Origin of the sequence: Microvirga arabica (assembly GCF_016811235.1) — a bacterium.
GTDB classification, from domain to species: Bacteria; Pseudomonadota; Alphaproteobacteria; order Rhizobiales; family Beijerinckiaceae; genus Microvirga; species Microvirga arabica.
Window position 1 is genome coordinate 101,112 of sequence record NZ_JAFBID010000004.1, and the last position, 25,144, is coordinate 126,255.

General features: G+C 57.6%; 20 protein-coding genes. 11 read left to right on the plus strand and 9 right to left on the minus strand.

Annotated elements, in window-relative coordinates; translation table 11 throughout:
* Positions 1-136: 136 nt before the first annotated feature.
* From JQC81_RS03550 to JQC81_RS32915, 3 genes are all read right to left on the minus strand, one after another.
* The gene (locus JQC81_RS03550; protein ID WP_203270395.1) at positions 137-289 is read right to left on the minus strand and encodes a DUF3309 family protein; all 153 of its coding nucleotides are present in this window, start codon (positions 287-289) and stop codon (positions 137-139) included.
* A gap of 1,821 nt (positions 290-2,110) precedes the next feature.
* The gene (locus tag JQC81_RS03555; protein WP_203270338.1) at positions 2,111-2,836 is read right to left on the minus strand and encodes a hypothetical protein; all 726 of its coding nucleotides are present in this window, start codon (positions 2,834-2,836) and stop codon (positions 2,111-2,113) included.
* 1,197 nt (positions 2,837-4,033) lie between these two features.
* Complete coding sequence (locus JQC81_RS32915) at positions 4,034-4,234, minus strand: hypothetical protein (RefSeq protein WP_246520218.1); 201 nt, start codon at positions 4,232-4,234, stop codon at positions 4,034-4,036.
* Here JQC81_RS32915 and JQC81_RS32920 point away from each other — a divergent pair.
* Positions 4,214-4,414: a BON domain-containing protein gene (locus tag JQC81_RS32920; RefSeq protein ID WP_312887467.1), complete on the plus strand. Its 201-nt coding sequence runs from the start codon at positions 4,214-4,216 to the stop codon at positions 4,412-4,414. The two genes, JQC81_RS32915 and JQC81_RS32920, sit on opposite strands and share 21 nt — an antisense overlap.
* Before the next feature lie 195 nt (positions 4,415-4,609).
* The gene (locus JQC81_RS03565; protein ID WP_203270340.1) at positions 4,610-5,380 is read left to right on the plus strand and encodes a PRC-barrel domain-containing protein; all 771 of its coding nucleotides are present in this window, start codon (positions 4,610-4,612) and stop codon (positions 5,378-5,380) included.
* Between the two features lie 543 nt (positions 5,381-5,923).
* Here the strand turns inward: JQC81_RS03565 and JQC81_RS03570 are convergent.
* Positions 5,924-6,406: a PRC-barrel domain-containing protein gene (locus JQC81_RS03570; protein ID WP_203270341.1), complete on the minus strand. Its 483-nt coding sequence runs from the start codon at positions 6,404-6,406 to the stop codon at positions 5,924-5,926.
* A gap of 1,388 nt (positions 6,407-7,794) precedes the next feature.
* On the opposite strand from JQC81_RS03570, the gene JQC81_RS03575 reads away from it, so the two are divergent.
* Positions 7,795-9,642 carry an extracellular solute-binding protein gene (locus JQC81_RS03575; protein WP_203270342.1) on the plus strand — a complete coding sequence of 616 codons (1,848 nt, stop codon included), beginning with the start codon at positions 7,795-7,797 and terminating at the stop codon, positions 9,640-9,642.
* A 1,082-nt stretch (positions 9,643-10,724) separates the two neighbouring features.
* Here JQC81_RS03575 and JQC81_RS03580 read toward each other — a convergent pair.
* From JQC81_RS03580 to JQC81_RS03595, 4 genes are all read right to left on the minus strand, one after another.
* Positions 10,725-11,606: a YihY/virulence factor BrkB family protein gene (locus JQC81_RS03580; protein WP_203270343.1), complete on the minus strand. Its 882-nt coding sequence runs from the start codon at positions 11,604-11,606 to the stop codon at positions 10,725-10,727.
* A gap of 79 nt (positions 11,607-11,685) precedes the next feature.
* Positions 11,686-13,290: a GMC family oxidoreductase gene (locus tag JQC81_RS03585; protein WP_203270344.1), complete on the minus strand. Its 1,605-nt coding sequence runs from the start codon at positions 13,288-13,290 to the stop codon at positions 11,686-11,688.
* A 17-nt stretch (positions 13,291-13,307) separates the two neighbouring features.
* The gene (locus JQC81_RS03590) at positions 13,308-13,817 is read right to left on the minus strand and encodes a sugar dehydrogenase complex small subunit (protein WP_203270345.1); all 510 of its coding nucleotides are present in this window, start codon (positions 13,815-13,817) and stop codon (positions 13,308-13,310) included.
* Positions 13,814-14,431: a c-type cytochrome gene (locus JQC81_RS03595; protein ID WP_203270346.1), complete on the minus strand. Its 618-nt coding sequence runs from the start codon at positions 14,429-14,431 to the stop codon at positions 13,814-13,816. Before JQC81_RS03595 ends, JQC81_RS03590 begins: the two co-directional genes overlap by 4 nt.
* 640 nt (positions 14,432-15,071) lie before the next feature.
* Here JQC81_RS03595 and JQC81_RS03600 point away from each other — a divergent pair.
* From JQC81_RS03600 to JQC81_RS03610, 3 genes are all read left to right on the plus strand, one after another.
* On the plus strand, positions 15,072-15,374 hold the full coding sequence (locus JQC81_RS03600) for a DUF6894 family protein (RefSeq protein WP_203270347.1): 303 nt from the start codon (positions 15,072-15,074) through the stop codon (positions 15,372-15,374).
* Positions 15,375-16,061: 687 nt separating this feature from the next.
* Positions 16,062-17,111: a PRC-barrel domain-containing protein gene (locus JQC81_RS03605; RefSeq protein ID WP_203270348.1), complete on the plus strand. Its 1,050-nt coding sequence runs from the start codon at positions 16,062-16,064 to the stop codon at positions 17,109-17,111.
* Positions 17,112-17,303: 192 nt separating this feature from the next.
* Positions 17,304-18,350, plus strand: coding sequence for an AI-2E family transporter (locus JQC81_RS03610; protein WP_203270349.1), 1,047 nt, complete (start codon positions 17,304-17,306; stop codon positions 18,348-18,350).
* A gap of 171 nt (positions 18,351-18,521) precedes the next feature.
* On the opposite strand, the gene JQC81_RS03615 is transcribed toward JQC81_RS03610, so the two are convergent.
* Complete coding sequence (locus tag JQC81_RS03615) at positions 18,522-19,853, minus strand: DUF2254 domain-containing protein (RefSeq protein WP_203270350.1); 1,332 nt, start codon at positions 19,851-19,853, stop codon at positions 18,522-18,524.
* A 951-nt stretch (positions 19,854-20,804) separates the two neighbouring features.
* Here JQC81_RS03615 and JQC81_RS03620 point away from each other — a divergent pair.
* The 5 genes from JQC81_RS03620 to JQC81_RS03640 all read left to right on the plus strand — a co-directional run bounded on the left by JQC81_RS03620 (position 20,805) and on the right by JQC81_RS03640 (position 24,875).
* Positions 20,805-21,077: a hypothetical protein gene (locus tag JQC81_RS03620; protein WP_203270351.1), complete on the plus strand. Its 273-nt coding sequence runs from the start codon at positions 20,805-20,807 to the stop codon at positions 21,075-21,077.
* An 888-nt stretch (positions 21,078-21,965) separates the two neighbouring features.
* Entirely contained in the window at positions 21,966-22,253 is a 288-nt protein-coding gene (locus JQC81_RS03625; RefSeq protein ID WP_203270352.1) for a hypothetical protein, read from the plus strand.
* A gap of 439 nt (positions 22,254-22,692) precedes the next feature.
* Complete coding sequence (locus tag JQC81_RS03630; protein WP_203270353.1) at positions 22,693-22,992, plus strand: hypothetical protein; 300 nt, start codon at positions 22,693-22,695, stop codon at positions 22,990-22,992.
* 541 nt (positions 22,993-23,533) lie between these two features.
* Positions 23,534-23,944, plus strand: coding sequence for a response regulator (locus JQC81_RS03635; protein WP_203270354.1), 411 nt, complete (start codon positions 23,534-23,536; stop codon positions 23,942-23,944).
* Between the two features lie 427 nt (positions 23,945-24,371).
* A complete protein-coding gene (locus JQC81_RS03640; RefSeq protein WP_281400221.1) occupies positions 24,372-24,875 on the plus strand; it encodes a transglutaminase-like cysteine peptidase in 504 nt (167 codons plus the stop codon).
* The last annotated feature ends 269 nt before the right edge of the window (positions 24,876-25,144 follow it).

The window sequence follows — 25,144 nt, forward strand, 5'->3', positions numbered from 1 at the left end:
GTACTTAGAATCTGATCACAGGGGATTGTTCTTCTCTTCCTCTGCTCCTGCCGATTTGGCCACGTTGCATGACAGGCAGGGAAATCTACACCGCGACATGGCTCCTCATCGCCGCAGAACCGATGTCGATGCTAGGCTAGCCCAAGACCAACAGGCCGACTAGCACCACAAGGATCAGACCAAGGGCACCACTGGGCCAGAGACCCCATGTACGGCTATATGGCCAAACCGGCACAGTCGCGATGATGAACAAGACCACCACCAGGATTAGAATTGCGCTCAGCGGCATCACGACTGACACTCCGCGTTGGTCGAACAGATATTAGCCCACTTCCCGGAATCCTGGAATCAGATCCGGAAGTGAGCGCCGGACGTGTCGAGGAAGTGACCGGCAAGCCCATGTCGGGCGGCCTAAGTGGTTCGGCGCAGAAGGCCCCTTGCCCGGTTGCTGGTTTCGCGGGTCGCTTGGAGGAGTACCTGCACATATCCTGCGGAGGTTGACACCTTGCTGGTGCTGCATGCAGCCACCCAGCACCGCTATAATGGCGATGGGTTTGCAGCGCAACCAACGTAGGCGGCTCCTTGCAAGTTCCCAGTACCGCTAACGCGATATCCACCTTAGATGCTGGAGCCTAGATCTTGCGGCCAAATTGACGTCGAACATGTTTATACGGTCCGGTGGCCTCTGGGTGCCCCTTGCACCTCTCCTGAGACGCGAGGGGCGGTGACATCCCGCCCCTCGCGTTTGATCAGTGGGCTGAGTGGTCGAACAAGACCATTACTGTTTGGGTGCAGTAGAGGCGCCCCCGGTCGAAGATCCAGAGGATCCACTCGGCGACCCGCTTGTGGCCCCAGTTGTCGCAGGTGCTCCAGTACGATCCATCGCAGGAGGATTGATGACGACCAGGATTTGGTCTCCATCCTTTGTCGAGCCCTGGACCAGGTACGTAGCATCAAGAATCCGGACGTTGGTGAAGCCTGCGTCCTTCATGACTTGGCGAACTTTATCCTGAGACATAGCTTTCGGCATCGCGTTCGATGCGGGCTGCGCTGATTGAGAGGACGATGACGAGGCGGGTGTCCCAGATTGGGACTGTGCAAGCGCTGCGGTGGACCCGAAGGCCAGTGCTGTTAGCACAGATGTCGTCAGTATCATATCATGCATTGTAAGCTTTCCTCTTCGTCTTTCGATCTCGTACGGCTCACAGAAGGTAGGACATCCTAATTCCTGACCCCCGCACGATTCATTGGACTGTCCAGTCCGGAACCAGTGCCAACCATTTTCAAGCGGCGGCTGGTTCCCTTCGGGTTGGAAGCTGTCGGTTGGAGCCCTTTAAGGGGCCGTTCGCGACAGTTGGCACCGGCAATGGCACCTGATCAGTGAACAGACCCGCATGGGGGACGTTCCTGTCGAATGCGCGAAGAAAGTACGCTGACGGACCAGTGCTGCCCGAAACATACGGACCCGGATAACACGTGATCACGACATCAACATCGTGAAATTGTCCGGAACGGCGCCGAGAAGCTGTGCGAATCAAGCAATGTGGAAGCGAGCAATCGTTGAGCCAAAGTTTCTCCGCCGACCTGCTCGCGCCTCCTGCTGACGAGATACCCATCGTGGTTTGTGAAGTTGTACGCTGAATGAAAGCGCCCCTAGATTTAGCATCGGGATCATATCAGGATAGACGTGACCGCGGGTTCAATCGACCTCGCGTCTGTCGCGATCCTTTCAGGTGTTTGATGGAAATTGGCGCTAGGTGAGCCGTTACCGTCGGAGCAAATTCAACCCGAATGCGTACATTGGGGATCCACTCCGCCCCTTGCTCCCATGGGTGTGGTCGGTGTCGGCAATCAGCCGGATTCGTAGCGATAGGTCAGGAAGATCTCCTTTCGTTCCACCGTGCACCGGTCCGGTCTGGCCATAGAAGCCGCAGCAAACCAAGGTTGAGGCGCACATCATACCGGCTAAGATCCGACTAACGGATTGGCCACGTCACTTGTGCGAAGCCGCTTCTGAGCTCGACGCCCTGATCCAAACCGCCTGTTGGGCTCTATGTCACCGAGAGTAAGGCTAGCTCCAATGCGGCTGCCAATCGCCCGCAGCCATGCCTCACTCCTCTGCAGAGCAAATCCAGCCACTTTCGTTGTCATCGCAGCGATAGATCTGCTGCCCCGTGTTAGCCAAACCTTCATTAACTGGGGTCGACCCAGTTTCGCGGGGAGTATCGTCCCGGGAGGCTAACGCGGACAGTTGCTCCTCAAGAGCAACCAGCTCACTCCGTCGTGACGCCAGCTGGTTCGCAAATCCTGCGAGTTGCTGCTGCAGGGCCGCGGACCGCTCCCGCGCCTCGTTTATTTCCGCCATGACGCGATCCCGGCTCACCGTGATCTCGCCGACCGCTCTTACCATTTCCGCCCGACGACGCTCCAACTCAGCTAGCTCCTCCCGTGCCGCGGTGAGATCCTGTTGAACGTCTGCCTGAGCCTGCCGGGACTCCTGAAGCCGCCGATCTGCTGCCTCCGCTTCACTGCGGATAGTGGCTAATGCCTGGACGGTTTTCTCCTGCTGCTGTTTAAGACTCGCCAAGTCCGCGCGCGCAATGCTGATCTGGCTCTGGAGGCTTTCAGCGGTTCCTGCCGTGCGCCTCAGTTCTTCCAGCTGGCTGACGGCGACCTGGTGAGTGGCTTCGAGCTGCTGGATACGTTCGTTGAGATATGCCTCTTGACGCGAGCTGAACCCAATCGACCAGATTGCTACGATCCAGCCGACCGCCGCCACAGCGGCAATGGCAATGAAGCTCGGTCTTCTAGAAATCTGCGAAACTCCATTGGACATGGCGCACCTGAGAGCGGTCTCCTGGCAAACAATGGACGTGGCACTCAGCCAGTTCCTGACTAGAGACACCCTCGGTACGCCAGTGATCCGACTTCCGCGTGTAGCGCCGTCCTCGCACCTGCAGACGCAGCTGCTATGCCCGAGCCGATCAGGTTGCCGCAGGCACGACTATCAGGAACCCGCTCGATGCAGGGTTCGGTATGCTATTCGGTTGGAAGCAAGAGAAGTAGTACTCGCCGGGCGCCGGAGTCCGCAGAAGGACCCTCACTGTACTCTTGGGTGCAACGAGAAATCCTCCCTTCACCAAATCCATGACGAAGCCGGCGGACTCGATGTGCTGCGATGCCTTGAAGAACTGGGGCGCAACGAACATGATGGGGAACTCAGAACGATTGATAACCCTCAAGTCAAGAGGATCCCGCGCTGGCAGTCGGGCCCGTGGCGGACCGCACTGCACGTCACTGTTGACCGTGTTCATTGTGATTTCGACAGGCGTCGCAATTTCGCCGCCGACCGCAGGTGAGCGTGGTACCTGACCGGAGGCTCCTTTCCCAGCCGCGGTTAGAACTGCCACAGGCCCAAGAAACAGTGTGGCGAGCTTTAGCGCATGATTCATTCTACCCATGGAAGTATACCTCAGTGACGCCAGGGATCGTCTGGGGCCCGCCGAAGATGATCGCCGGTGCCGCGGGTAATATCTTCGATACGGCCCTTGGTTCGGCTCATGGAGGCTCTTGGTCCGGTGGTGTACAAACAACCGTAGTTACGGCTGATCTCCGTCAGCCTGCTTTGAGGGAACCTGGAAGGATCAGCAGAATTTCCCGGTGACACTGGACCTTACATTGAGAGGACTTCAACATGGCCGATCGAAACCGGAGCTCCAACAGCGGTTATCGAGCTGCCGACGAAGGTCTTAACGGATATCTCCGGAACGAGTACCGCGCCGACGAGGGAGCCTACCTTGAGCGGCGTCCTGCCTATGCACGTTCCGGAGAAGGCGAAGAGGATCCATGGTTCTTGGACCCAAGGCTGCCAGGCAGTTACTATGAAGAGAGAAGCTTCCCCGGTCCCAGATGGGCAGCCGCTCGCGCAGAACCGCTTCGCCGAGAACAGGGCGAAGCTGAGCGCCGGACTCGCAGGACCTCACCGCGCAGCGCAAGAGATCACTTCGGGAACGCGCGATATGGTACCTCCGTTCTAAGCGGCACTGCTGGCCAGTCCAGCAAGCGGGACCGCGAGGCCGCGCACAAGCTCTTCCGCGCCGCCGGAGCGTTCTACGAAGACCTGACCAGGGCTGTTGGCCTGGAGAGCCATGACGATCTCCGGCAGGATTACAGCGGACGCGGGCCCCGCAACTTCCGGCGCCCGGACGGACGGATCCTTGACGATGTAGGCCAACGGCTCACTGAAGACGGGTACGTCGACGCGTCTGACATCGAGGTCTCAGTCCAGGACCAAGAGGTGACACTCTCCGGAACAGTTTCGACACTCTTCGAGAAGCGCCGGGCGGAGGATATCGCCGACTCCGTGTCGGGAGTGACACATGTTCAGAACAACCTGCGTGTTCGACCGCGTTGAAGATCCGGCAGCGAGCGTGTGAACTTGAGGCAAGAGGTCGCTCAACAGACATCAGCAATCACCGACTAACAGGATCGCGAACCGCACGGTCCGCTGGCGTACCACGTCTTTCTACGTTCCCAGGAACGGCTCGTGTATTCACGGACTTCGTCATAGGTCGACTGATTAACCGACTAGAGGTCAGAAGGTCAGAACATGCTTCTCAGAACATCAAGTCTCAAGAACTTGTCGATCGCCGCTCGGGACGGTGAGATCGGCAACATCAATGACCTCTTGTTCGAGGACGACACCTGGCGAGCTCGCTGGCTGGTCGTAAGCACCGGATCATGGCTTTTTGGCCGTAAGGTGTTGCTTCCAGCCTCTCACGTGGCTCCCTCCAAACCCGGCGCGACCTCAATCGTCGTCGATTTGACAAAAGAGCAGGTAGAGAGCAGCCCAGGAAGCGGTGTCGATTTGCCGGTTTCTCGTCAGATGGAGACGTCAATCTATGAGTCCTACGGGTGGACGCCCTACTGGGCAGCCCACGGCATGGCCTACGCGTCGACAACTGCTTTTCCCGTGTTCCCTGTAGCCCCCATCCCGGCGGCGCCAGGCGCACCCGCCGTGGGTCCTGTTCCCGTGGACGGCACCCACGGCGGGAGCCGCGGTCACGAGCAGCCGAGTGGCGATCCTCATCTTCGCAGCGCCAAAGAGGTGACCGGATACTATGTTCGTGCGGCGGACGGCGATATCGGGCACGTCGAAGACCTTCTGGTCGATGGGAGCAACTGGTTGATACGGTATTTGATCGTGGACACAAAAAATTGGTGGTCCGGCAAGATGGTTCTCGTCACGACAGAATGGATCGATGACATCTCCTGGACCGACGAAACTGTGCAAACCTCTCAAGCGCGTGATGAAATCAAGCGCGCGCCGGAATACAATCCGGCCCTGCCCATAGATCGTATCTCAGGAAGTCCCGCCTAGTCAGGCTCAACTTCCGGGATGCTATGCGATCGAACAAAGCCCCGCGCATTTGGCCTTCTCGGCGGGAGCAGGCATGTAGGAACGTACGCGCTCGCGCCGACGCTCTCCGGCGGCGAGCTTACAACTAGAGAGATCTCGCCGCGCCTGAACGAAAACAAAAGCTGATCCAGTTTCACAAGATCAGCTCTCCGTCCTCGAACTGCACTGCTCCTCTAGCCAATCCCAACTGACGTCATAATGGCGGAGTTTCACCTGTAAAGAGAGTGATACTAACATTCTCGGCCTTCTCATCGAACGAAGTATAATCACTGTGCCTTGGCCTTTATACAACGGCAAGGGTAACGATGCGAAACAGAACTGCTCGGCCCGGACGGCGGCGTAGATCTGCTCAGGGACGTACAACCACCGCACGGAGGCCAGCAACTCAAGATGCAAGGAATGGCTTACCTGCCGCAGAATAGCGTTCGCTAAGGTCAGGCATGGACCGAAGTTGCGTGGGTCCTGCTCACTGGAAGCATGGTACATGCTTCCAGCGACGAACATTTACCTTCGCCTTACATTGATGATCTCCGAGTCTGCTAACTCGCGATACTTGTGGTCATTCACGTCCCAGTCGGACACCGCTTCGAGCTCTGCCTCAGTGAGGCCTGGAACGACAAGGCGTCCACCCTGAACGTACACGCGATCCACTGGAAGAGGGAACTCCTTATCACCTAAGCCCACAAGGCCGCCACGTTCAAGCACGAGGAATGTCCGTCCATCAGTCACATTCAGAACGATCCGCCTCACGCTTCCAAGCCTCTCACCACGAGGAGTATAGATGTCGCGGCGCTCGACTTGTCCTACACGCATAGCTTGTTCGGGAAGGACGGCATTATCCTGAGCCCGCGAAATGTTTACCTGGGCCTGGAGCGCCGACGGCGTAAGCTTGCCCTCGCCCCTGTCCGAGGCGGTCTGAGCCAGGGCAACGCCTGGACTTAGCAAACCGGTGCCGAGCAATGCCGCGACAAGAGACCCTTTCATCATGTGCAACTCCTCAAGTAATCTGCCCAGACGCGTGTCTTATTGCCGGACACCAAGCGTCGTCTCGGCTAGAGCGGCGCAGCGTTGGCGCTTCAGCGCACCAGGCTTTCTGACAGCCAACATATCCTAGTGGCAGACGTTCCTAGACTAGACATGCGTCTTCGTCGGGTTCGTACGCTAGAGAGCAGAATTCATCGGACTAAGCGTCAGACCCCTGTTTGGCGGATGTCGTTAAGGGCGGATGCGCAATGCTCGCGTGCCCATTTTGCTCACCACTCATACAGTGTCCGCTGGAGTACACGGCGGTTAGGTAGGAGGAGAACTGCCCAGAGGGTTTTACATTGCCTTCATAACGACGAGCGGCGAGGGCTCGCTCCGGCACTTTGGATCACGCAACCGGATCCGGCTGCGGACAAAGCCTCAGCGCCATTGCGCGAGGTTCATTCGCGTTAACCCTCACGGCTGTCGAACCTCGTGGCTCGCAACCGCTAGCTTTGCCCGCTTCACCGGCTCGAGCGCGCCACTTAGAACAGTGGAGTTCAGGTATGAAACTCTTGAATGGAATCCCTGTCGTGAGTATCGCAGCAATCGCTTTCGCCCATAGCTCTCATCCAAGCTGGGCTCAAGTGCCATGTGCTCCACGCGATGAAATCGTCGATGCACTTAGCGAACACTATAAGGAAGTTCCTGCGGGAATCGGCTTGGCGCCTCCGAGCCGCGTGTTCGAGCTATACGTCTCTGACGGTGGTACCTGGACGCTTTTGCTCACGACCGCAAGCGGGAGATCCTGTGTGATCGGGGCTGGAGAGAACTGGGAATCCAGTACAGTATCGACCAAGGGAAGTGCCATCTAAGCTCCGAAACAGCAGGCACGGGATATTTCGCAGGACAGAGACATCCTGACCTGGCGGCGGCAGAAGCGGTGGCGTGTCGCTCCAGGTACGGTGGCGTACCGGATTGTGGCTACTGATCCTTGATAGATAAACCCTGTGAACGTGACGGCAGGTGTCAAATTGCAACCTGGTTCTCTGTGCCCCGTCTCGAGTTCAAGGCTTTGCCGGTTTAGAGCGTTAGCGGCGCTTCTCATCATGGAAGGAGAGTGATCCATGCTGCACGGCCGAAACAGGTCTGGATACCCACAATCGGACAATGTGCCTCAGAGTTACAAATTGTTCATTGGGCTGTAAGGCTCTCTCTATGGGCAAACAGCAAAGTCTAGAGATGAGGCGCTCGTCGCAAGTCATCTTGGCAGTGTGTAGAAGACCCCTCTGCCGACACTGTGCGCCGGAAGCCCGCCTAATCAGATCAGATGCGAGTAGATCTACTGTCACAATCTGACCAGCATGCATGAGCCCAGCTTGATGGCGGCCAAGTACCCGGAGAGACAATCTATGATCAGCCGTGCCGCATGCATTGTCGTTGCACTTTATGTAGGGCTATCGCCCGCCACTGGGCAGGAGGAGGGATGGCGCCACGGCCTTGCCCTGATGGGAACGCCAAAGTACGAGATCGGCTTCGGCCACTTCGATTATGTTAACCCAGATGCTCCAAAGGGCGGCCTCGTACGATTTGGGGTGCAGGGTACCTTTGACAATTTCAATCTGGTCGTCTCCGGGGTGAAAGGCGAACTTGAGGCGGGCATCAGCCGGCTCTATGACACACTCATGACGCGCTCGATGGACGAGGTAGGAACGGTCTATGGTCTCCTGGCGGAAGCCGTGCGATACCCTGCGGACTACTCATCTGTTACCTATCGCCTCAATCGACATGCCCGATGGCACGATGGGAGAGCGGTGACACCCGAAGACGTCATCTTCTCCCTTGACTCGCTGAAGACCTACTCCCCGCTTTACGCGTTGTACTACAAGAACGTCTCTGAGGCAGAGAAGACAGGAGAGCGCGAGGTCACCTTCACCTTCAATGAAACCGGCAATCGGGAACTGCCGCAGATCGTCGGACAACTTCCTGTACTGCCGAAGCACTGGTGGGAAGCGACAGGCCCTGACGGCAAGTCGCGGAATATTGGGGAGACCACTCTAGAGCCCCCTTTGGGATCAGGCCCTTACCGGCTGAAGAGCTTTGAGGCGGGTCGCACGGCATCCTACGAGCGGGTTCCCGACTACTGGGGGGAAAGCCTCAACGTCAACCGTGGCCAGCACAACCTCGATGAGGTTCGATATGAGTACTTTCGAGATGCGACAGTGCTCCTCGAAGCGTTCAAGGCAGATCGGATCGACTATCGCAGCGAGAACATCGCACGGCAGTGGGCAACTGCGTACGACTTTCCAGCTGTTCACGACGGCCGCGTGGTCAAGGAAGAGTTTCCGCTCCGTGCAATGGGTGTTATGCAAGCGCTGGTATTTAATCTGCGACAGGACAGGTTCAAAGACGAGCGCGTTCGCCGCGCATTTAACCTCGCCTTCGATTTTGAAGATATCAATCGCACTCTCTTCTACGGCTTGTACGACCGTATCGACTCGTTCTTCTTCGGTACCGACTTGGCTGCCACAGGCCTGCCCGAGGGACGAGAACTCGCGATCCTGGAGAGCTTGGGCGACAAAGTGCCGGCATCGGTGTTTACGGAGCCCTATCGCAATCCGATCAATGGAACGAACCAGGCCGTCCGCGACAATCTACGTGAAGCAATGCGTCTCCTCGAAGAGGCAGGATATGAGTTGAAAGGGGGGCGGATGGTGAGCAGGCTTACTGGCGAGCCGCTGACCGCCGAGTATATTACGGCTGATCAAAGCTTCGAGCGCGTGATCCTACCCTATCGGCAGGCGCTAGAGCGGATTGGCATCGGCCTGAGCGTTCGGGCGCTTGATCCTGCACAGTACCAGAACAGAGTACGCTCGTTCGATTTTGATATTACGACACATGTGTGGACACAGAGTCTCTCGCCAGGCAACGAGCAGCGGGAGTACTGGGGTTCCGGCGCGGCGGATCAACCGGGGTCACAGAACATTGCCGGTATAAAGGACCCGGCCATCGACGCCTTGATCGAAAGAATCATTTTTGCTGGAGATCGTGAGGAACTCGTGGCAGCCACGAGGGCGCTCGACAGGGTTCTCCTCCACCACAACTACGTGGTACCGCAGTGGTACTCGCTCGTAGCCCGTACCGCACGCTGGAACCGGTTCGGACGCCCGGTCGACCTCCCTCGGTATGGTGGATCAGCCTTTCCGGACGTTTGGTGGTATGATCCGGCTCTGGCCGCCCGGGTAGGCACAGCGCGCTAAAGCGGTCGTACGTGCATACCTTGATCCGATTTACTCCGTTCAGCGGATCAAAAGCGCATGCTTTCCACTTGAGGCTGCCGAGACTTAATGGAGGCGGCTCCTCCGGAGCCTAGCCAAACACGAGCGGTCGCCATGATCGCCTTCCGCCTCTATCTGATCCCGTAGGTATGCCATTGAGGGCGAGAGCAACGATTACAGATGCCCCATGTGGGGGTCCACATGGGGCATCCAACCGAGGAGAGTGTCTTCTTCAGTGAGCCCCGTAGCAGACCTTTCCCTGAACCTCGGGAGGTGTTTGCAGCAGCCGCTACGCGCTCACGATGACAACCTCTACATCGGGCCCATGTTCACGGTCAGGCTCCGGTTCCGGTACGATCCTGTACCAACGAGGACACATGGCGCGTCTATTCGAAGTGAACTGCTCGTAGGTCACCACAGGTCGGTGCAGGCGATGCCCGATCTGATTAGAAAGCTTTCACCTTGTGGTTCTCGCGGAAGCTGAACTCAATGAACCTCGGTTCCAAACCGTGAGGTATATTCTCCAGGCGGACGCAATTCATGAAATGGCAATCGTATGCTCAAACCGTACAGTTCCGCACCATGACCACCTGCGATGCCGGAACTGGACCAGCGGTTTTGGCTTGTACTTCTAGTCAACTGGCGGATCTCGTTTGGAACTAAGGCCATGCCAATGTGGCAGGCGATGCATTTCAATCGGATCTCGGCAGTGGCTGTGATGATGCAGATGCTCCTGACCAAATGCTCTTCAGCTAACTGCCCCGCTCCTATGTTTCTGCATCAGGACGGGGCCTTCTGTTTGAGTTAGGCAGGTACATTCTGAGCGTTTTCAGACGCCGATGAGATGATCACGGCTCATGTGGGCTCCACAGGCCCGCCGGCAGCTTCGTGGCAATCTAAAGAGCCGCTGCCGTTACCCCTGCGGAGCGGCCGTCGAGATGGTTGAAGCGGATTAGCAGGGACATTAGCCAATTAATCATGCTGCTCACGGCAAGCTGCAAGTCGCGCAAGCGTAACGTGCGAGCTCAAGATTGTGGACATCGGAGATGCGCTCTTGGGGTTGCTTAAGAGGCGATCCTACCTTCGTCAGTCCTTGCCGAGCCTTTAGTTCCCTTTTCCTTCATCAGAGCGGCATCCAGCTCTGCACCGACCAGAACAGCAATCATTGAAAGCCAGACCCAGACCATAAAGCCCATCACTGCGCTAAGTGACCCGTAGAGTTCTACGAAGCTCCGGAAGGACGAAACGTACCAGGAAAAGAGAGCGGAACTCGCAACCCAAAGAGTGGCCGCGAGGAAGCTGCCCAGAATTATCGAGCGCCACCTAAACGCTTTGCGGCTTGGTCCAAACCGGTAAATGACTGAGATCACCGCACTAACAATCAGCAGGAGTACTAGCCAGCGTAGGATTTCAATGAGATAGGTATGGCCGCCGCCGATCCCTAGCATCTTCAAGCCTGCGGGCACCAGCAGGACCGCACCGAGCGCGAATACGAGGAAGATGATCGCTCCGATAGTGAAGGTGAGGGTTGCCAACGTAAATGCAAAAAAGCCTCGGGTCTCCTTGCAGTCGAAAATAGTGTTCAAGCCACGAAACAGGGCCTTCGTCCCCTTGTTTGTGGCCCACACTAGCATGAAGAACCCGACGTATGGCGTGAACACCACAACCTGTTCCTGTGATGCTTCCGCCTCAGAAAGGCGCCGGACCTGCTGCATCAAAACAGAGACGCTGCCTTGCGGGATCAGCTCGGAATATGACCCTAACAAAGTGTCAAGCCGCAGGGGATCGACAAAGAGACTGACAAGCGTGACTATTGCGGCGAGCGCTGGAAAGAACGCGAGAAGCACGAAAAACGAGATACTAGCCGCGACAGAGGTAACACTGTGACTGAGAATGCCCCGCCAAACCCGCCACGTCGTAACATAGTACATGCTTTCTTGTGCCATCTGCTGTCAAACCTTCTCATGCGGAGCATAACTCATGCAACTTCCCAGGCTCCGGCATTAAAGCGCTGAGTTCAGGTCGCTACTCTAGCTCCCGAATACTTGCACGGACTACGTCAGCGATCAGCAATGACAGCGCTGCAATCGTGAGTGTCGGATTAACTGATGCGATAGATGGAAAGGTGCTACTGCCTGCTATGAAGAGGTTTGGATGATCGTGAGAGCGGCAATTATGATCGACCACCGAGCTCCGAGGGTCACCTCCCATGATCGTCGTTCCCACGAGATGGTTGTTTCGGACCCAATCCTCGTCGAACGTGATTTCTGTTGCGCCTAAGATATCGGCGATCCGCTTGTAATCGTTGCGCGTTTCTTCCGCACTCCGCCGGACGTACTCATCGATCGAATATCGGATCACCGGGCGTGGGATCCCAATCGGGTCCATCAGCGTCTCGCTCGGAACGATGCGGTTGCTCGGGTCAGGTAGCTGCTCGTGGAAGCTGTCCACGCGTAGCCGCCTGATGGATATGTCTCGGATCCTATTGTCAAGTCGGCTTCCAAGCAGCCCCTCATCCAGCGCGTTCTGCGTGATATCAAGTGTGTCCACTCTGTTGGCGAAGTGATACTTCCTGGCTGCGTAATGGCGCCTGAATGCACCATCCCGGAGGCTCACCACTGAGGTGATCTCCTGGGGTCCACGGCCGGGGTATACTGGCTCGCGTATAACCATATTGGCCCCGACGCCAGGATGATCCATCAGGTTGCGTCCCACCATATCGGACGAGTTGCCAACACCCGCGGGCGTCCTTTCCGACTTGGAGATGAGCATGAGCTTGGGCGTTTCAATTCCGTTGCACGCCAGGATAAATACGCGTCCGCGTATTGTATGAGTCGCTTGTAGGGGATCCTTATACTGGATCGCCCGAACTCGCCGCTCAGGACCGACATCTATGAAATTGGCGACTGCGTTCTCGATGAGGCGCGCTCCGGCCTCTTCGGCCAGACGGACGTGGAGATCGCCGCTGTACTGAGCTCCTATCGGACAGATGGGCATGCAATTGTTATTCCCGCAGCAGGGCGGCCGTCCGCGGAATGGTTTTGTGTACCGGGCCACAGGTTCCGTGACCGTTGTAAGCCCAGCCGGACTCAATTTTCGGACCAGATACTGGTCCATGGTTGACAGTGGTATGGGAGGGAGCGGAAAGGCTGAACTCCGGGGCGGATCAAGCGCGCGCCCCTGGCCAGCAACGCCCATCTCGCGCTCCGCGCGACCGTAGTAGGGCTCCAGGAAATCATAATCGAACGGCCAGTCCCTTCCAACGCCATAAAGCGTTCGAAGCTTGAAGTCGCTCGGCAAAAGCCGCCAGGCCGCCGCTGCCCAGTGCCAAGTTGTGCCTCCGACGGCGCGGATGTACTGGTTATTATAGGCCACTGGACCTGCCTGTATCAGGTAAGCGCCCCAATCATCAGGCGTCGGATGTGGGGCCCAGTAGTGGGGCGGGTAGGGTGCCATGAAGTGCTTCTCAGGCGCAGCCCTGAACCGGTCCACAAGAACGTCGCGGTTCAAGCGTGGACCTGCTTCAAGGATGAGGACGCTTAGGCCGGCCCGGGCAAGCTCATACGCAACGAGACTTCCGGCGACCCCAGATCCTACCACCACGACGTCGGCGTCAAGATCGCTGGCCATCTGACGGACCTCCACGCTTATAAGGGCACATGACCACCCTCCTTGGGTGGTTCGGCCCAATACCCTGTGGGCCCACCGCAGAACGTAGGGATGTTGTGCAAGCCAAGCGTGGGCCGGTACATCAGAGCGTGGGTATAGGTGGCCAACCGCTTTTCATTGTTGCTGCCATACCGGCCAGTATACCAGGCAGAGACGATCACTGTCGCGGACCGGCGTTCCTCGTCTGTCATGATCTGTTTGGCGATCAGATCATCGATCTGGAGACCGCTGGTATCCGGCCGGTAGAGGAGACTTCGGAGTACGTTGAGTTTTGGCTGGCTGCCAGTTGCTTCGGCCAGCCCGTAAAAAATTCTCAAACCAACTTCTTCGTGCAGCATGCGCTTCCCGGTTAACATTTGCGACAAACGCATGAACTCGCTGAAGTGCAGCGGGGCCTCACCGGGCAGCGCGCGAGATGGCTGCGTGAGCGTACCGGCAGAGAGGCACGCCGCACCCTGAATGATTTGACGTCTGCTCAACCCGCTCATGGACTGCCCTCCGAAGCGGGCAATGTGGAGTAATAGGTGGTCACGGCCGTGATTTCGTTGTCTGTAAGGCGGGAAGCGAACGCGCGCATCCGCTCGAGAGGGTCGTTGTCCCTATGACCGGATTTGAACAGATGCATCTGATAAGACGAGTAGGTTGCGCTTAAGCCTGCTAGTAGCGGCGCCTCGGGTGGTTTGTTCTCGAGGCCCGGTGCATGACAGCTATCGCAGGCCGGCAGGGCCTTCTCGGGCAAGCCAAGTCGCGCAATGGCGCGACCCTGGTCGAGCACGTCGAATCGAAGATTAGATGGTTTTCGCACGCGCTCCGCCTCGGTGAGACGGGCAAAATAGGCCGATACGTTGGCACGCTGCTCCTCGGTGAGGACGGCTGCAATGGGAGACATGACCGGGTTGGACCGCTCGCCCGACGCATAGTTCTGCAATTGCTTGAACATGTAGACCGGATTCTGGCCGGCGAGACGTGGCACAATACCCGCCGCGTCTCCTTCCCCGTTCCACCCGTGGCACGCCACGCAGGCGCCAAAGCCGCCGCGATTGATAGCGATCGCTCGTCCGGCAATCAAATCGGCGGCCGATAGCGAGGTGACGAGACCCATAGTAGAACCGCAAAGCAGAGTGGCCGAGAGCGGCAGAGCAAAGAAGCGACGACACCATGTCGTAGATGTCCGATACTCTATTGCTACACTGAGCGGTTTGGTCCATTGAGGTGACAAGTTGAGCGCACCTGCTTCACGGGTCATAATACTGCTATTCTGCGCAATGCAGAGTAGTTGTACGGGGTTGCCGGAGGATCATGCACTTCCGGCTGGAGACGGTGCGCTCCTGCACCATCAAAATCGAGCAGGATAGCGTGGCGGCTCGAATCCTTCAGTTCAATGTGACCGTCTTGCCTGCTTGCCTACATGCGGGAGGGGCACAGGAAGTCACGAACCGCCCAATCGTAGCGCAGAATAAGCTGAGCTGGCACTTGTGAGCCTTTGCCGCATCTGCAGTCGAGGCCGCTTGGTCCGCTACCCTCTTGTAGCGTCATGTCTTGCAAGCATTTCAGGGTTCAGGAGGAAGCGTCTTCAACAATCAACAGGTCAAATGGCTGTCCAGGATGTCCTCTGCAGAAGATCGTTCGTCGCGAGCGGCCGTGCGTGCAGCGGAATCAGTGCACTAGGGTACGCTCTGCATGCTGCGGAGATTGAACGTACTCGGCCTACACATGAGTTTTCTTTCAAAGGAGGGCACGTCATGCGCTATCATTTCTACATCTCAGATGGTGAACGCCTCTACATCGACAGCATCGGCGTTGAACTGCCGAGCCCGTCTGCAGCGATCGACCGAGCGTGGGGCACCGCCTCTCAGCTTATGCTTGAGCTCGCCACTGAAGTTCCCGATTGGACGAAATGGCGGCTGCAAATCATCGATGAAGAGCAAGGCGACTGCTTGATCCTGCCGTTCTATTACATCCAGCGAAGTGAGAGACTTCTCCGAGGATCCCCGCGCTTGAGTGGTATGATACCATGCGAGCTTGAACAGAAATTTTGGTGTTAACTGTGTAGTCCCAACGGCGATGATCTGGATGACTACGGCATCGTGCTCGTCCACACACCTCACGCCCGGGGATGGCATAGGAGAAACCTCGTTACAGTAGAAGAATTTGTCCTGCTTCTATGTTGCCTTCATAAGTGAGTGTTCTTTTGACGAGGACTCGAATACTAGAATGCAATGGCAAAACGTACGTTAGGGCCGAGCTCGGTTGGCCTACATGTATCAACCTTGATCCTGCCTCGATCAGGAGGGGATTTCCGGACGGCGCCAGCTCTGGAGCCTAAGTCTCCGACTTCTAGCGCTGACGCAACGTACTCAGATTCGCCGGTAAACAGGTGGATGAGCACAAAGCCCACTGCGTAGATCCCGGTCAGAATAGGCACAGGATTCTCTATGGTAGAAGCGCCGCGCCTAATCAGTAGCTCTGGCAGAACAGTAGTCTTGGGAAACGTTGGAGGTTTGCAATGAGTGCCTCCGAGACCCGCTCGCTACCGTACCGAATTGCACTTCAAGCAAGCTCCTGGCCAGGAACAGGTCATCCGAACCGCTGTTGTTTCAACAATTCAAGGCAGTTGCTTCCGGTCAGCGCCGCGCCGTCCACGCCCTGGCAGTTCTTAGCCAACGACTAGCTCCGGCGGCCGCCCAACAAATGGTGCCGAACCGCTCACCTGACCTGCAACGGAGATGACGATGAGGTTGATCATAATGGCTGTGTTGGCGTCAGCCGCGATCGTGCCTACCGCTGCGATGGCCCAACGCGGAGGTGGCCCAAGCCAACCCGTCCAAGCGAACCAGGCCAGCCAGACGGGAGGGGTTGCGGTTTCGGACCTTGAAGGCCGCGAGGTGTACAGGGCTCAAGGGCAAGCGATTGGTCAGGTCGACGGCGTAGTTCTGGGGCAGAACGGGCAATCCTTCGCCGTGGTTAGCTTCGATGAACTCCTTGACCTGGGTGGCGAGGCGCGTCTTGTGCCACTGGCACGGATGACTCTGCAAGGAGGCCGTGCGGTCATTCCAGACATGAGCGATAAGGAATTAAGGTCTCTGCAGACGTACCGCGCCAACATCGCCAGCTTCCGCGTAGCCAATCCAGGCCAGCAGGTCACATTAAGTGCGGAGACGCAGCCGAAGCAACAGCAGGTGATGCACGAGCAGTCAAGCCAGGCTGGATCTCAGATTGTCGTCAAACAGGCGGCACCGACAGTGCGTGTGGATCCAGCGGACCCGCGCGTGGTCGTGCGCCAGCCACAGCCGCAAGTGACGGTGAACCAAGCTCAACCGGAGATCATCGTGCGCCAGCCGCAACCGATGGTGACGGTGAACATTCCTCAACCGGAGATCGTCTTGCGCATGCCCCAGCCTGACGTGAACGTCGCGATGCAACGGCCACATGTGCGGGTTCTGATGGAGCGGCCCGACGTAGCGGTCGTCCCGCAGAGCCGGCCGCAAGTGCAAGTCGATGCGGTCCAGCCCCAAGTCTTGGTGCAGCGGCAGGCCGCTGAGCCACAGGTGCAGGTCCGACAGGCGCAGGGGCAGCCAACGCTGCGCTATGAACGGGCCGAGCCACGAGTGATCATCAATCGGGCGCCGGGGCAGCCGAGCGTTCGTATTGAACGCCCGGATCAGTACCAACCGGCCAGCGCTCAAGGTCAGGCCAACCGCGAGCAAGGGCAGGTAGCGCAACAGCAGGCGCAGCAGCACGGTCAGCAACCCAAACCTCAGCTGAACAACCAGTCCCAGTGAGCTGACCTCGAGGGCTGGTGTTCAGGTGAGCACGAGGCGGGTGATCGCTCTTGATAACCGTAACGTATGGGGCACTGATTGATGCCCCTCATGCCCGATCGATGGAAATATGCGGCATAAGGAGCTCACCCGGTGCATAGGTCAGACCCATCCGGCGGAGTGTCGCGCTCAATTCTGGGTCCATGTCAGGGAATGGACGCCGATGGCCTCCGGCAAGAAGGACCTTATGTACGGCGCCTACTCATCACTGTGGCGGTAATTAGCCTTGCCTACTTCGTCTGGCTCGTCTCTGGCGTGCTGCTGCTTGCGTTCGCCGCAGTTCTACTGGCGGTACTTCTAAGTGGCTTCGCTAGGTTAATCGCAGAGTACACGCCAATTCCAGAGACTTGGGCTCTCACCGCAGCGACCATCGTCGTCGCGCTTTTCTTTGCCACTTTCCTTACGCTGTTTGGAACGCGGATCGGAGGTCAGATCTCGCAGCTGTCCGAAACTCTGCCAAGTGCCATCGACGCTGTCGGCAATAGGATCGGCATCAGCAATGCGAGTGAAAAGCTTCAGGAGGCTGTCGCCGCAGGCTCCCGCCCTGGGATGCTATCCCGGGCTGTCGGCCTTGGGTACACGATACTCGGAGTGTTAGCCGATCTTGCCCTTGTGGTGGTTGCGGCCATCTATCTGGCGGCGGACCCGAGACTATACCGGCGGGGCGCCGTCAAGCTTTTACCGCCGAGCCAGCACCAGCGCATCTTCGAGGCCATGGACGTCACGGGCAATGCCCTGCGCCTGTGGTTTGGTGGCCAGCTTGTCACCATGACGCTAGTCGGAATGCTATCGGCACTCGCCTACTGGTGGATTGGGTTACCTTCACCGCTAGCGCTCGGTCTCATTGCCGGCGTGACCAACTTTGTCCCCTTTCTGGGACCCATCCTAGGCGCCGTTCCGGCATTGATCTTCGCCATGACAATGGACCTTGCAACGGCACTCTGGACCGTCGCAGCCGCTCTAGCCATCCAGCAGCTGGAGGGGAACGTCATCACGCCTTTCATCCAACAGCGGGCAGTATCAATGCCACCGGCCTTGGTGCTTTTTGCGATCCTGGTGTTTGGAGTAGCTTTCGGCTGGCTTGGCGTCTTCCTTGCTGTTCCCCTTGCCGTCGCCATCACCGTGTTGGTGAAGAAGCTGTGGATCCGACAAACCCTGGGCGAGCACACCACTGTACCCGGGGAGAACGCCGCTGACTGATGTCTGCGTCAAAGTGATCAGGGATTGTAGTGGCATACTACACACGTTCCCGCCGAACTACAGGCTCCTAGTGCCTTATCGCCGCCCTGCGTTGGAGGGTGCCTTGGTCGGGCCCTTGTACTATCGCCGCTCAGCTTATGCTGACATAGATGCCTGGGCTCGCCTCACGCATTAGAGACAATGCAGGGGAGGCCGCTTGCGAGCAGCAGAGATAGCGGCGCTGGCCTGCTCAACGCGGGTCAGCACCGCTTCGCGGTCACTTGGAGTAAGGTGGGCCTCTTTGGCCGTTTCAGCGACTTTAGCGAGTTGTACTACCACTCCCTCGCGCATTGCATCGGATCGAAGAACTGGAGCCAACTGGCCAAGAACGTCAGCCATCCGGATCAGCACCGTCGGTAACTGACTGCTCGCCTGCCGGATCGCATCGAACGCTGCATTGGTGAGGCCGGTCAAATCCGAGCGCTGGGCAATCACTCGGACTACACCATCCTTATCGCGCCAGACCACCGGTTGGAGCGAGCGCTGAAAAATTTCCTCCAAGGCCGCACCAAGTCGATCGAGCACAGCAATCGCAGTGAACGGATCGTTGATCCCAGGAGAGACAGCCCGCAAAGCGATCTCCACCAGCTGGCGCAACCCATACTCTAGGTCCTGTGCCGGGGTGCGGTCAGTATCCACAATGAACGCGCTTCTAATGGATTCGATAATGTCTTTATCGAGGTCATGATGGGAGTTGGCGATCACATGCTCACCAGCTTGCAAAACAAAATGCCCAGCACGCACAGTCACCTGGAGAAGCGCGTTCGCCCGACACGCGATCGACACAAGCTGCTCATAGTCGACCACTTGAATGTATCCGCTGCGACCCAGCGCTACTGCACTGGACCTATTCATGACCACGTCCGGCACGGCACGCTCAGGTCCATCCGCCTCGTTTGGCAATATACTTCTGATGTTGTTGTGCAGGTTGGTGGCTACTCGCGCGACGACACTGTCAGCGATGATCGCACGTGCAATTTTATGAACGTAGAACAGAAGCGCCAGTACGCAGACGGCAGTGAGTATGCTTCCTGCCGTTACTGCAATGTGCGGGACGCCTTGGGTGCCAAGCCCCTCATCCAGGGTGCGCAGCACAACGAGAACATACAAAATCGTACCAAGAAAGAGACCGAGCACAGACTGGATCTGGCGATCGGCCATAAAGGTAGCGATCAAGCGTGGACCGAGCTGGTTAGCTGCTAGGGTAAGGATCACAAAGGTAACGGAAACGACAAGCGAAGTCATCGTCATGAGGCCGGACAGCAGACTGGATAGAAGATCTCGGGCGCTGCTTGCGTCACCACTGAAAAGCCACCAGAGCCGGTCCTTGTTCCATCCATCCAAGAGTATGGCTCCTGACGTAAGAAGCCACCAAGCCAGCACCAAAGCGGAGACGCTCATCAGCAGAGGGATAAGCCAGAGCTGCCCCTGCAGTAGAACAATCGCGTTCCGAATACGATCCATAGAGTGTCAGCCGCCTTCATGAAGGAGGGGACATCCAGATCCTGGAGACGGACTTTCCAGTGTATCTCTGGAGAGCACGACGTATCGCGGGTTCTGGTAGGAACGTGGTAGCCCACTGTCTTCTACGCCCCGAGTTGCTCAACTGTGGCTCATATTTACTTTCAATGATCAGATTACAACCGCGAGTGACATTTGAGGAAAGCAACTGGTTCAGGAGGTGAAGGTCCGCGATTGTGGCATCTGCGTGAGGGCAGATGTATGAATTTGCGCCGCACACAGACGAAGTTCACGACGGCAACTGCGCCTGTGACAGGTACGAGGCGGGGAATGCTGTCGGCGACACAAGCAACAGTACGACAATCGCAGCTATCGCAGCACCAAGCATTATCCAAACACGTCCACCCATTTCAGGTCTCTTAGCAGTTCCAGAGTGCTTCACGGACGGCAGTTGAGCCCCTACTCGAGCTGACGAGTCATCCGGCAAGCAACGTATGCAGAACGCCGCGTCAGAAGCGACCGTTCCAGCTGCAAGGGTCAGACGGTACGTAACCGTACCGGGAGTGACAGCAACCTAGCGTTCAACGACGCACCAATCCTGAGACTAGACCTTCCAGTCAACCGGACGCCGAAGCGACGAGCTTTGTGCCTGAATGCACCCACCCGTATGTTCGTCGATGAGGCAGAATGTCAGTCCATTAAGGATCACGGACATAGCTCAAGATGTCTCTTCGCACATCCAGCTCCAGCCGAGCTTCCCGCTTTGTGAAGAGACCCGCTCAATAGCCGCGTTTGGATTGGTCAAGCCATTACTCAGGGGAGGCTGGATACCTCAGGCTTAGAAACAGTTCGTCTCCGTACAATCGGCAGAACATAGCTATTTCAGTTCGGTTTTCCTTGCGGAGGTAGCTCCGCGTCGTGGAGCTCATATTAACCTGTTAACTGGAGGTCAGTATGGCCCGTCACCTGGCTGCAGCGCCCATAATTTTGGTCGTTCTCGTGCCACTCACTCTATCCCCAAGCCGGGCCGAAGTGATCTCCGAGGATAAGGGGCTCTACAAAAAGGAAAAGTGGAATATCAGCAAACGCTATGACGATCTCGACAATCCTCACGACGCGCCGGGAATAATCACGAAGGGACACGATCCTGCCAATCCTTCTGGCCCCGCTGTCGACTTCAAGGAGCCGCTTGGGAGCAGCAACCCTGATCCTGAAGCAGACAACTAGCTCGACATGAACACGGCGGATGCAGCAGCTTGAACGTAGGAGGAGGCGATGGCGTGGAAGCAATGGATGTCACGGCCGTCGGGACAAAAACAAGGAGCGGGCGGGACTGGCCAAGGGGCAGGGACGGGCCGCTTAGGCACTCCTGTTCTGTTGATAGTTGGGGCTGGCCTTACACTGGTGGGTCTCTTACTGGCAGGCGTGACGATATGGGCCTCACAGCGCACGTTGCCGGCTATTTCTGATCAGTCTACATCGCGTCCGCAGAATGTGGCAGCGGATCTTGGCTCCGGCAGTGAGCCTAGCATGTCCGACATTCCACCAGCCAATCCCGCCTACCCTGCGCCAGTGGAGGGGCGCCCCCTGAGGAAGCGTTAGGCCTCTACTATCCGCCCTGACCCGTGCGATGGTCGCGCTGCCGGCTATCCCATGCTCCCCATGCCGGCTATCCGATTTTCCGGATGGGGAGGGCTCTCCGGAGCGTTCCCTTCAGCCCCTTCCGGGTTGAGCGCCGCGCAGTCATGCCGCGGGCGCCGGGGCTGCCGAGGAGGTGCATACATCCACGCACGCCTCCTGCCGGTCAGCCTCCCACCTCAAAATGTGTTCTGGGCGAGCACCGCAGCGCCGGTCTCCTCCAACCCCCAATGCCGGATAGCTCCCATACCGATCGTCCTGCATGCCGCAGCCATCAAGCCATCCCCGTCGCTCGATGCATTCCGCCTGCAGCAACTTCCCAATTGCGTTATGCCCTCACATTACATGTGACGCCATATGCGCTGAACTTGGCACGTGCCTGTACAAACAACTGGTTCCGTTCGCCCACCCACTATGGCTCTCTCGTTGCCCGGTCCGTATCCTCCAATCGCTTGTTGACCAACATTGAGGTGTGGCATGTCGATTCTGAGTGATGTCAATCTGCACGAGCTCGATCGGGAACTCCAGGAAACGATCGGCGCACTCGCCGAAATCGATCGCTGGTACGAGTCCGAACGCAATCTCCTTCTGACACTCCCCGAGCCTGTTAGAGCAGGTTTGTGCGAAGATCTCGAGAGGCGACAGAGACAGAACCGCGAACCTTACGTTCGCCACCTCGCTGAAGTTTACCACATGATCGTGTCTACCAAGCTGTTCAGAACTCAAGACAATCGTCCGGCATGGCGGAGCGTTCGATCACATTGAAGGATTAGCGTACGTTGGATACTCATCCGCGTCGCCAGGCTCGCATTTTTTGCCTCCAAGCCGGACCGACCGGCATAGGCAGTAGGCGGAACTCTGCCCGCCGACGTACGAGGGTGGCGCTTGCATACAGGCCCTTGCGAGCATTGGCTGTTGGTGAGCGGTGTCACGACTATAGATCCTTGGTCGCTATAACTGCGAATGAATGGAGCCCATCATGAAAGCCGATTATCGTATGTTATTTGGAGCCAGCCTTGTAGTCGCTGCACATCTTGCGACCAGCGCCCATTCCCAGCCGCAATCTCCACCGAGTAATTCAGGTGACAGGGCACAGCTCAAAGTTGGGCACGTCGACTACGCGAGATCACTAGAGGCTCTTCTAGAGGCTGCAAAAGAGCTCCGTGAGTCAATTCAGCATATGGCTCAGCAGGAGCCTGGTGCGATGCGCACCGCAGCGATCGACGCTGCGTATGAGGCACTTGTTCAGACGCAGCGAGCGATGCTAAAACTTCCGCCCGACTGGCGGATCGAAGATGTGAAAGTACGTGACGCCAAGGAGTGGCCCAAGGCCATGGCCCGCCTGGATGCGGCTGCTCGGTCCCTGCAGAACTCAATCGCGGCCATATCAAAGCAACGGGACGGGAAGGAACGCTCCGAAGCGATCGGGTCGGTCCGCAGGGCTCTCACGGAAACACAGGAGGCCATGCTCGCAGTGCCGGAGGCTGGGGCAATGAGCCGGTAATTGGTCCGAAGGTGACCCAGGGTACGGCCTCGCTCGACGGGGCCGTGGGGGATCGCGACCGGATATTCATCATCCCTCAAGTCAAGCGCTCCCCCGCGGCGCCTGCGGCTATCAAGGTTAACTCAATGCAGGTACGGCAGTTCACACAGCGCTCATCGCGCCGTACGTGCCCCGGGCTCCGCGCATCAACTCGGCCGACCGCGAACCCCGCTCCTATGTGGTAAGCTTACTGAGATTAGCTTGCTTGCGCGCCGCGGCCTAAGGCTCACCTGCCCCGACTTCGGCGGCTTTGTCTCCCGGCTACACACGCCACAGTATATGAACGCTCCCGAGAACCACTCCAGGTGACGGAGTGCTGCCAGCGCCTGTAGGGGCAGGCAGCATCGACGTCGGGATCTTCCTGACACTATGGCTGTATTCACTGACTACCAAGTTTCACGACAGTCGCGGATTGTAGGAAGGTGGTGCTTGTGGCGTGCATGAAACCGTCGCGCGCTGCCTCAGGTGAATATTAGCAGAGGCTCAACGCCGGGAGGTGAGCATGATTGAGCCGAATGTGATTCTGGTTGTGGATGACAACCCTATCTTTCGAAACACGCTCGCTGAGTGGCTTCGTGGCCTCAGCTACCAAGTCCTCATAGCAGGAAACGGAGAAGCTGCCTTTATCGAACTGCGTGATTGGCCGAGGCGCATCGGCTGGCTTTACAGCCGCGCCAACCTCCCTGGACTAATTGACGGCTGGATCCTTGCCGACGAATACCACGACTCCTTCCCGCGCCGGGCAGCTGTCCTTTCATCGTACGAGGCGAGGACATCCGCTCAGGGGCACATTGTCTTGCCGCAACCGACACCGTCCATGGTCTTCAATACTCTCCGTCAAGTGATTGAACCGTCAAGGGGGTCTGAGAACGCCGAATGCCTTTGTGCTTTCGCTCATCATGCGGCAGCATAGAGGCTTCATTCTCCGAACTAGGAGACGAGATGAATGAGACACCGCTGCGCACATCCGCTGGACATGCAGCACGTGCTTGTGTCGGGATTCCTCCATTCGAACCGCACAAGCCAAGTGCGCGCAGATCCAAGCATCGCGCTGAGATGCCGTCCCCACCGTCCGCGCTAAGGCGAAGAGCTTTGATATGAGTACGGCGGCGAAACCGAAGATTTGGCGTCCACACAGGCAACAGTCCCAAAGCCCATCAAAGCGTGCCTTTTGGTTTCAAACTTCTCTGCGTATTCGGCATGCTTACCGATCCTTGCGTGCAGCAGGTCCAGCTTTTTGCCTCCTGCTCGCAATAGCTCTTTTGGGCATGCTCGTCGAGTTTCCGTATAGTGCAACCAGATCAGCACCTGCCGCTGCACGTCTAGTTAACTCGATGAATATGGCCGATCCAATCCCAGCTTGGTCGAGAATGTGCACGCGCTATCCTGGGGAATGCAGCGTCGACCTTTCGGAGCCAGCAATCGTACCCCTGACGCCAGCTATTTGGAAGTTACTGGTGTCCGTGAACCGCCGAGTGAACCACACTATTCGGCCCCGTGCAGACCGGGAGCATTGGGGCGTTGAGGATCATTGGGACTTCCCGTATGACGGCTTCGGAGATTGCGAGGATTATCAACTTCTGAAGCGGAGGCTGCTGGTTAGGGCTGGCTTACCCGCCCGAGCGCTCCGCATGACCGTCGTGATTGATGAGCATGCCTCGGGCCATGCTGTCATGCTTGTAAGGACGGACCAGGGAGATTATGTTCTTGATAACAGAAGGAGCGAGGTTCTTCCGTGGTACAAAACCACGTACATCTATGTCAAACGTGAGGGCGACTATGGTGCCGGCTGGGTATCCACTCGTGAGATGGTCTCGCCGATCGGTGTAGCAAGCCACTTATAAATTCCATAGGCGCGATAGCTATAGGTGTGGGAGATCCGTCCTGCGAGCGCGATTGTGATCCCGTTCCTTTGATCTCAACTCGGGCTGGGATCCGAGTTTCCTTCAGCACGACCCGTAAATCTAACCTAATCGGCATTGGCTGCTCGAATTCCATTTCGGCAGGCCCACCAAACCTTAGTAACGTCGTCTAAGGATGACTCGGGACGGCTGCTCGCTTGGCAGCGCATTCTCTCCTTGTATGCTCCCAGTGCGGGAGGGATAGGACTCAT

Excerpts from the sequence above, each read along its gene's own strand:
- JQC81_RS03585 (WP_203270344.1), bottom strand. The coding sequence starts at position 13,290 with ATGGCCAGCGATCTTGACGCCGACGTCGTGGTGGTAGGATCTGGGGTC.
- JQC81_RS03555 (WP_203270338.1), bottom strand. The coding sequence starts at position 2,836 with ATGTCCAATGGAGTTTCGCAGATTTCTAGAAGACCGAGCTTCATTGCC.
- JQC81_RS03550 (WP_203270395.1), bottom strand. The coding sequence starts at position 289 with ATGCCGCTGAGCGCAATTCTAATCCTGGTGGTGGTCTTGTTCATCATC.
- JQC81_RS03630 (WP_203270353.1), top strand. The coding sequence starts at position 22,693 with ATGCGCACCGCAGCGATCGACGCTGCGTATGAGGCACTTGTTCAGACG.
- JQC81_RS03620 (WP_203270351.1), top strand. The coding sequence starts at position 20,805 with ATGGCCCGTCACCTGGCTGCAGCGCCCATAATTTTGGTCGTTCTCGTG.
- JQC81_RS03600 (WP_203270347.1), top strand. The coding sequence starts at position 15,072 with ATGCGCTATCATTTCTACATCTCAGATGGTGAACGCCTCTACATCGAC.
- JQC81_RS03610 (WP_203270349.1), top strand. The coding sequence starts at position 17,304 with ATGGACGCCGATGGCCTCCGGCAAGAAGGACCTTATGTACGGCGCCTA.
- JQC81_RS03635 (WP_203270354.1), top strand. The coding sequence starts at position 23,534 with ATGATTGAGCCGAATGTGATTCTGGTTGTGGATGACAACCCTATCTTT.
- JQC81_RS03595 (WP_203270346.1), bottom strand. The coding sequence starts at position 14,431 with ATGGGTCTCGTCACCTCGCTATCGGCCGCCGATTTGATTGCCGGACGA.
- JQC81_RS03590 (WP_203270345.1), bottom strand. The coding sequence starts at position 13,817 with ATGAGCGGGTTGAGCAGACGTCAAATCATTCAGGGTGCGGCGTGCCTC.
- JQC81_RS03615 (WP_203270350.1), bottom strand. The coding sequence starts at position 19,853 with ATGGATCGTATTCGGAACGCGATTGTTCTACTGCAGGGGCAGCTCTGG.
- JQC81_RS03605 (WP_203270348.1), top strand. The coding sequence starts at position 16,062 with ATGAGGTTGATCATAATGGCTGTGTTGGCGTCAGCCGCGATCGTGCCT.
- JQC81_RS03640 (WP_281400221.1), top strand. The coding sequence starts at position 24,372 with ATGGCCGATCCAATCCCAGCTTGGTCGAGAATGTGCACGCGCTATCCT.
- JQC81_RS03565 (WP_203270340.1), top strand. The coding sequence starts at position 4,610 with ATGCTTCTCAGAACATCAAGTCTCAAGAACTTGTCGATCGCCGCTCGG.
- JQC81_RS03575 (WP_203270342.1), top strand. The coding sequence starts at position 7,795 with ATGATCAGCCGTGCCGCATGCATTGTCGTTGCACTTTATGTAGGGCTA.
- JQC81_RS03580 (WP_203270343.1), bottom strand. The coding sequence starts at position 11,606 with ATGGCACAAGAAAGCATGTACTATGTTACGACGTGGCGGGTTTGGCGG.
- JQC81_RS03570 (WP_203270341.1), bottom strand. The coding sequence starts at position 6,406 with ATGATGAAAGGGTCTCTTGTCGCGGCATTGCTCGGCACCGGTTTGCTA.
- JQC81_RS03625 (WP_203270352.1), top strand. The coding sequence starts at position 21,966 with ATGTCGATTCTGAGTGATGTCAATCTGCACGAGCTCGATCGGGAACTC.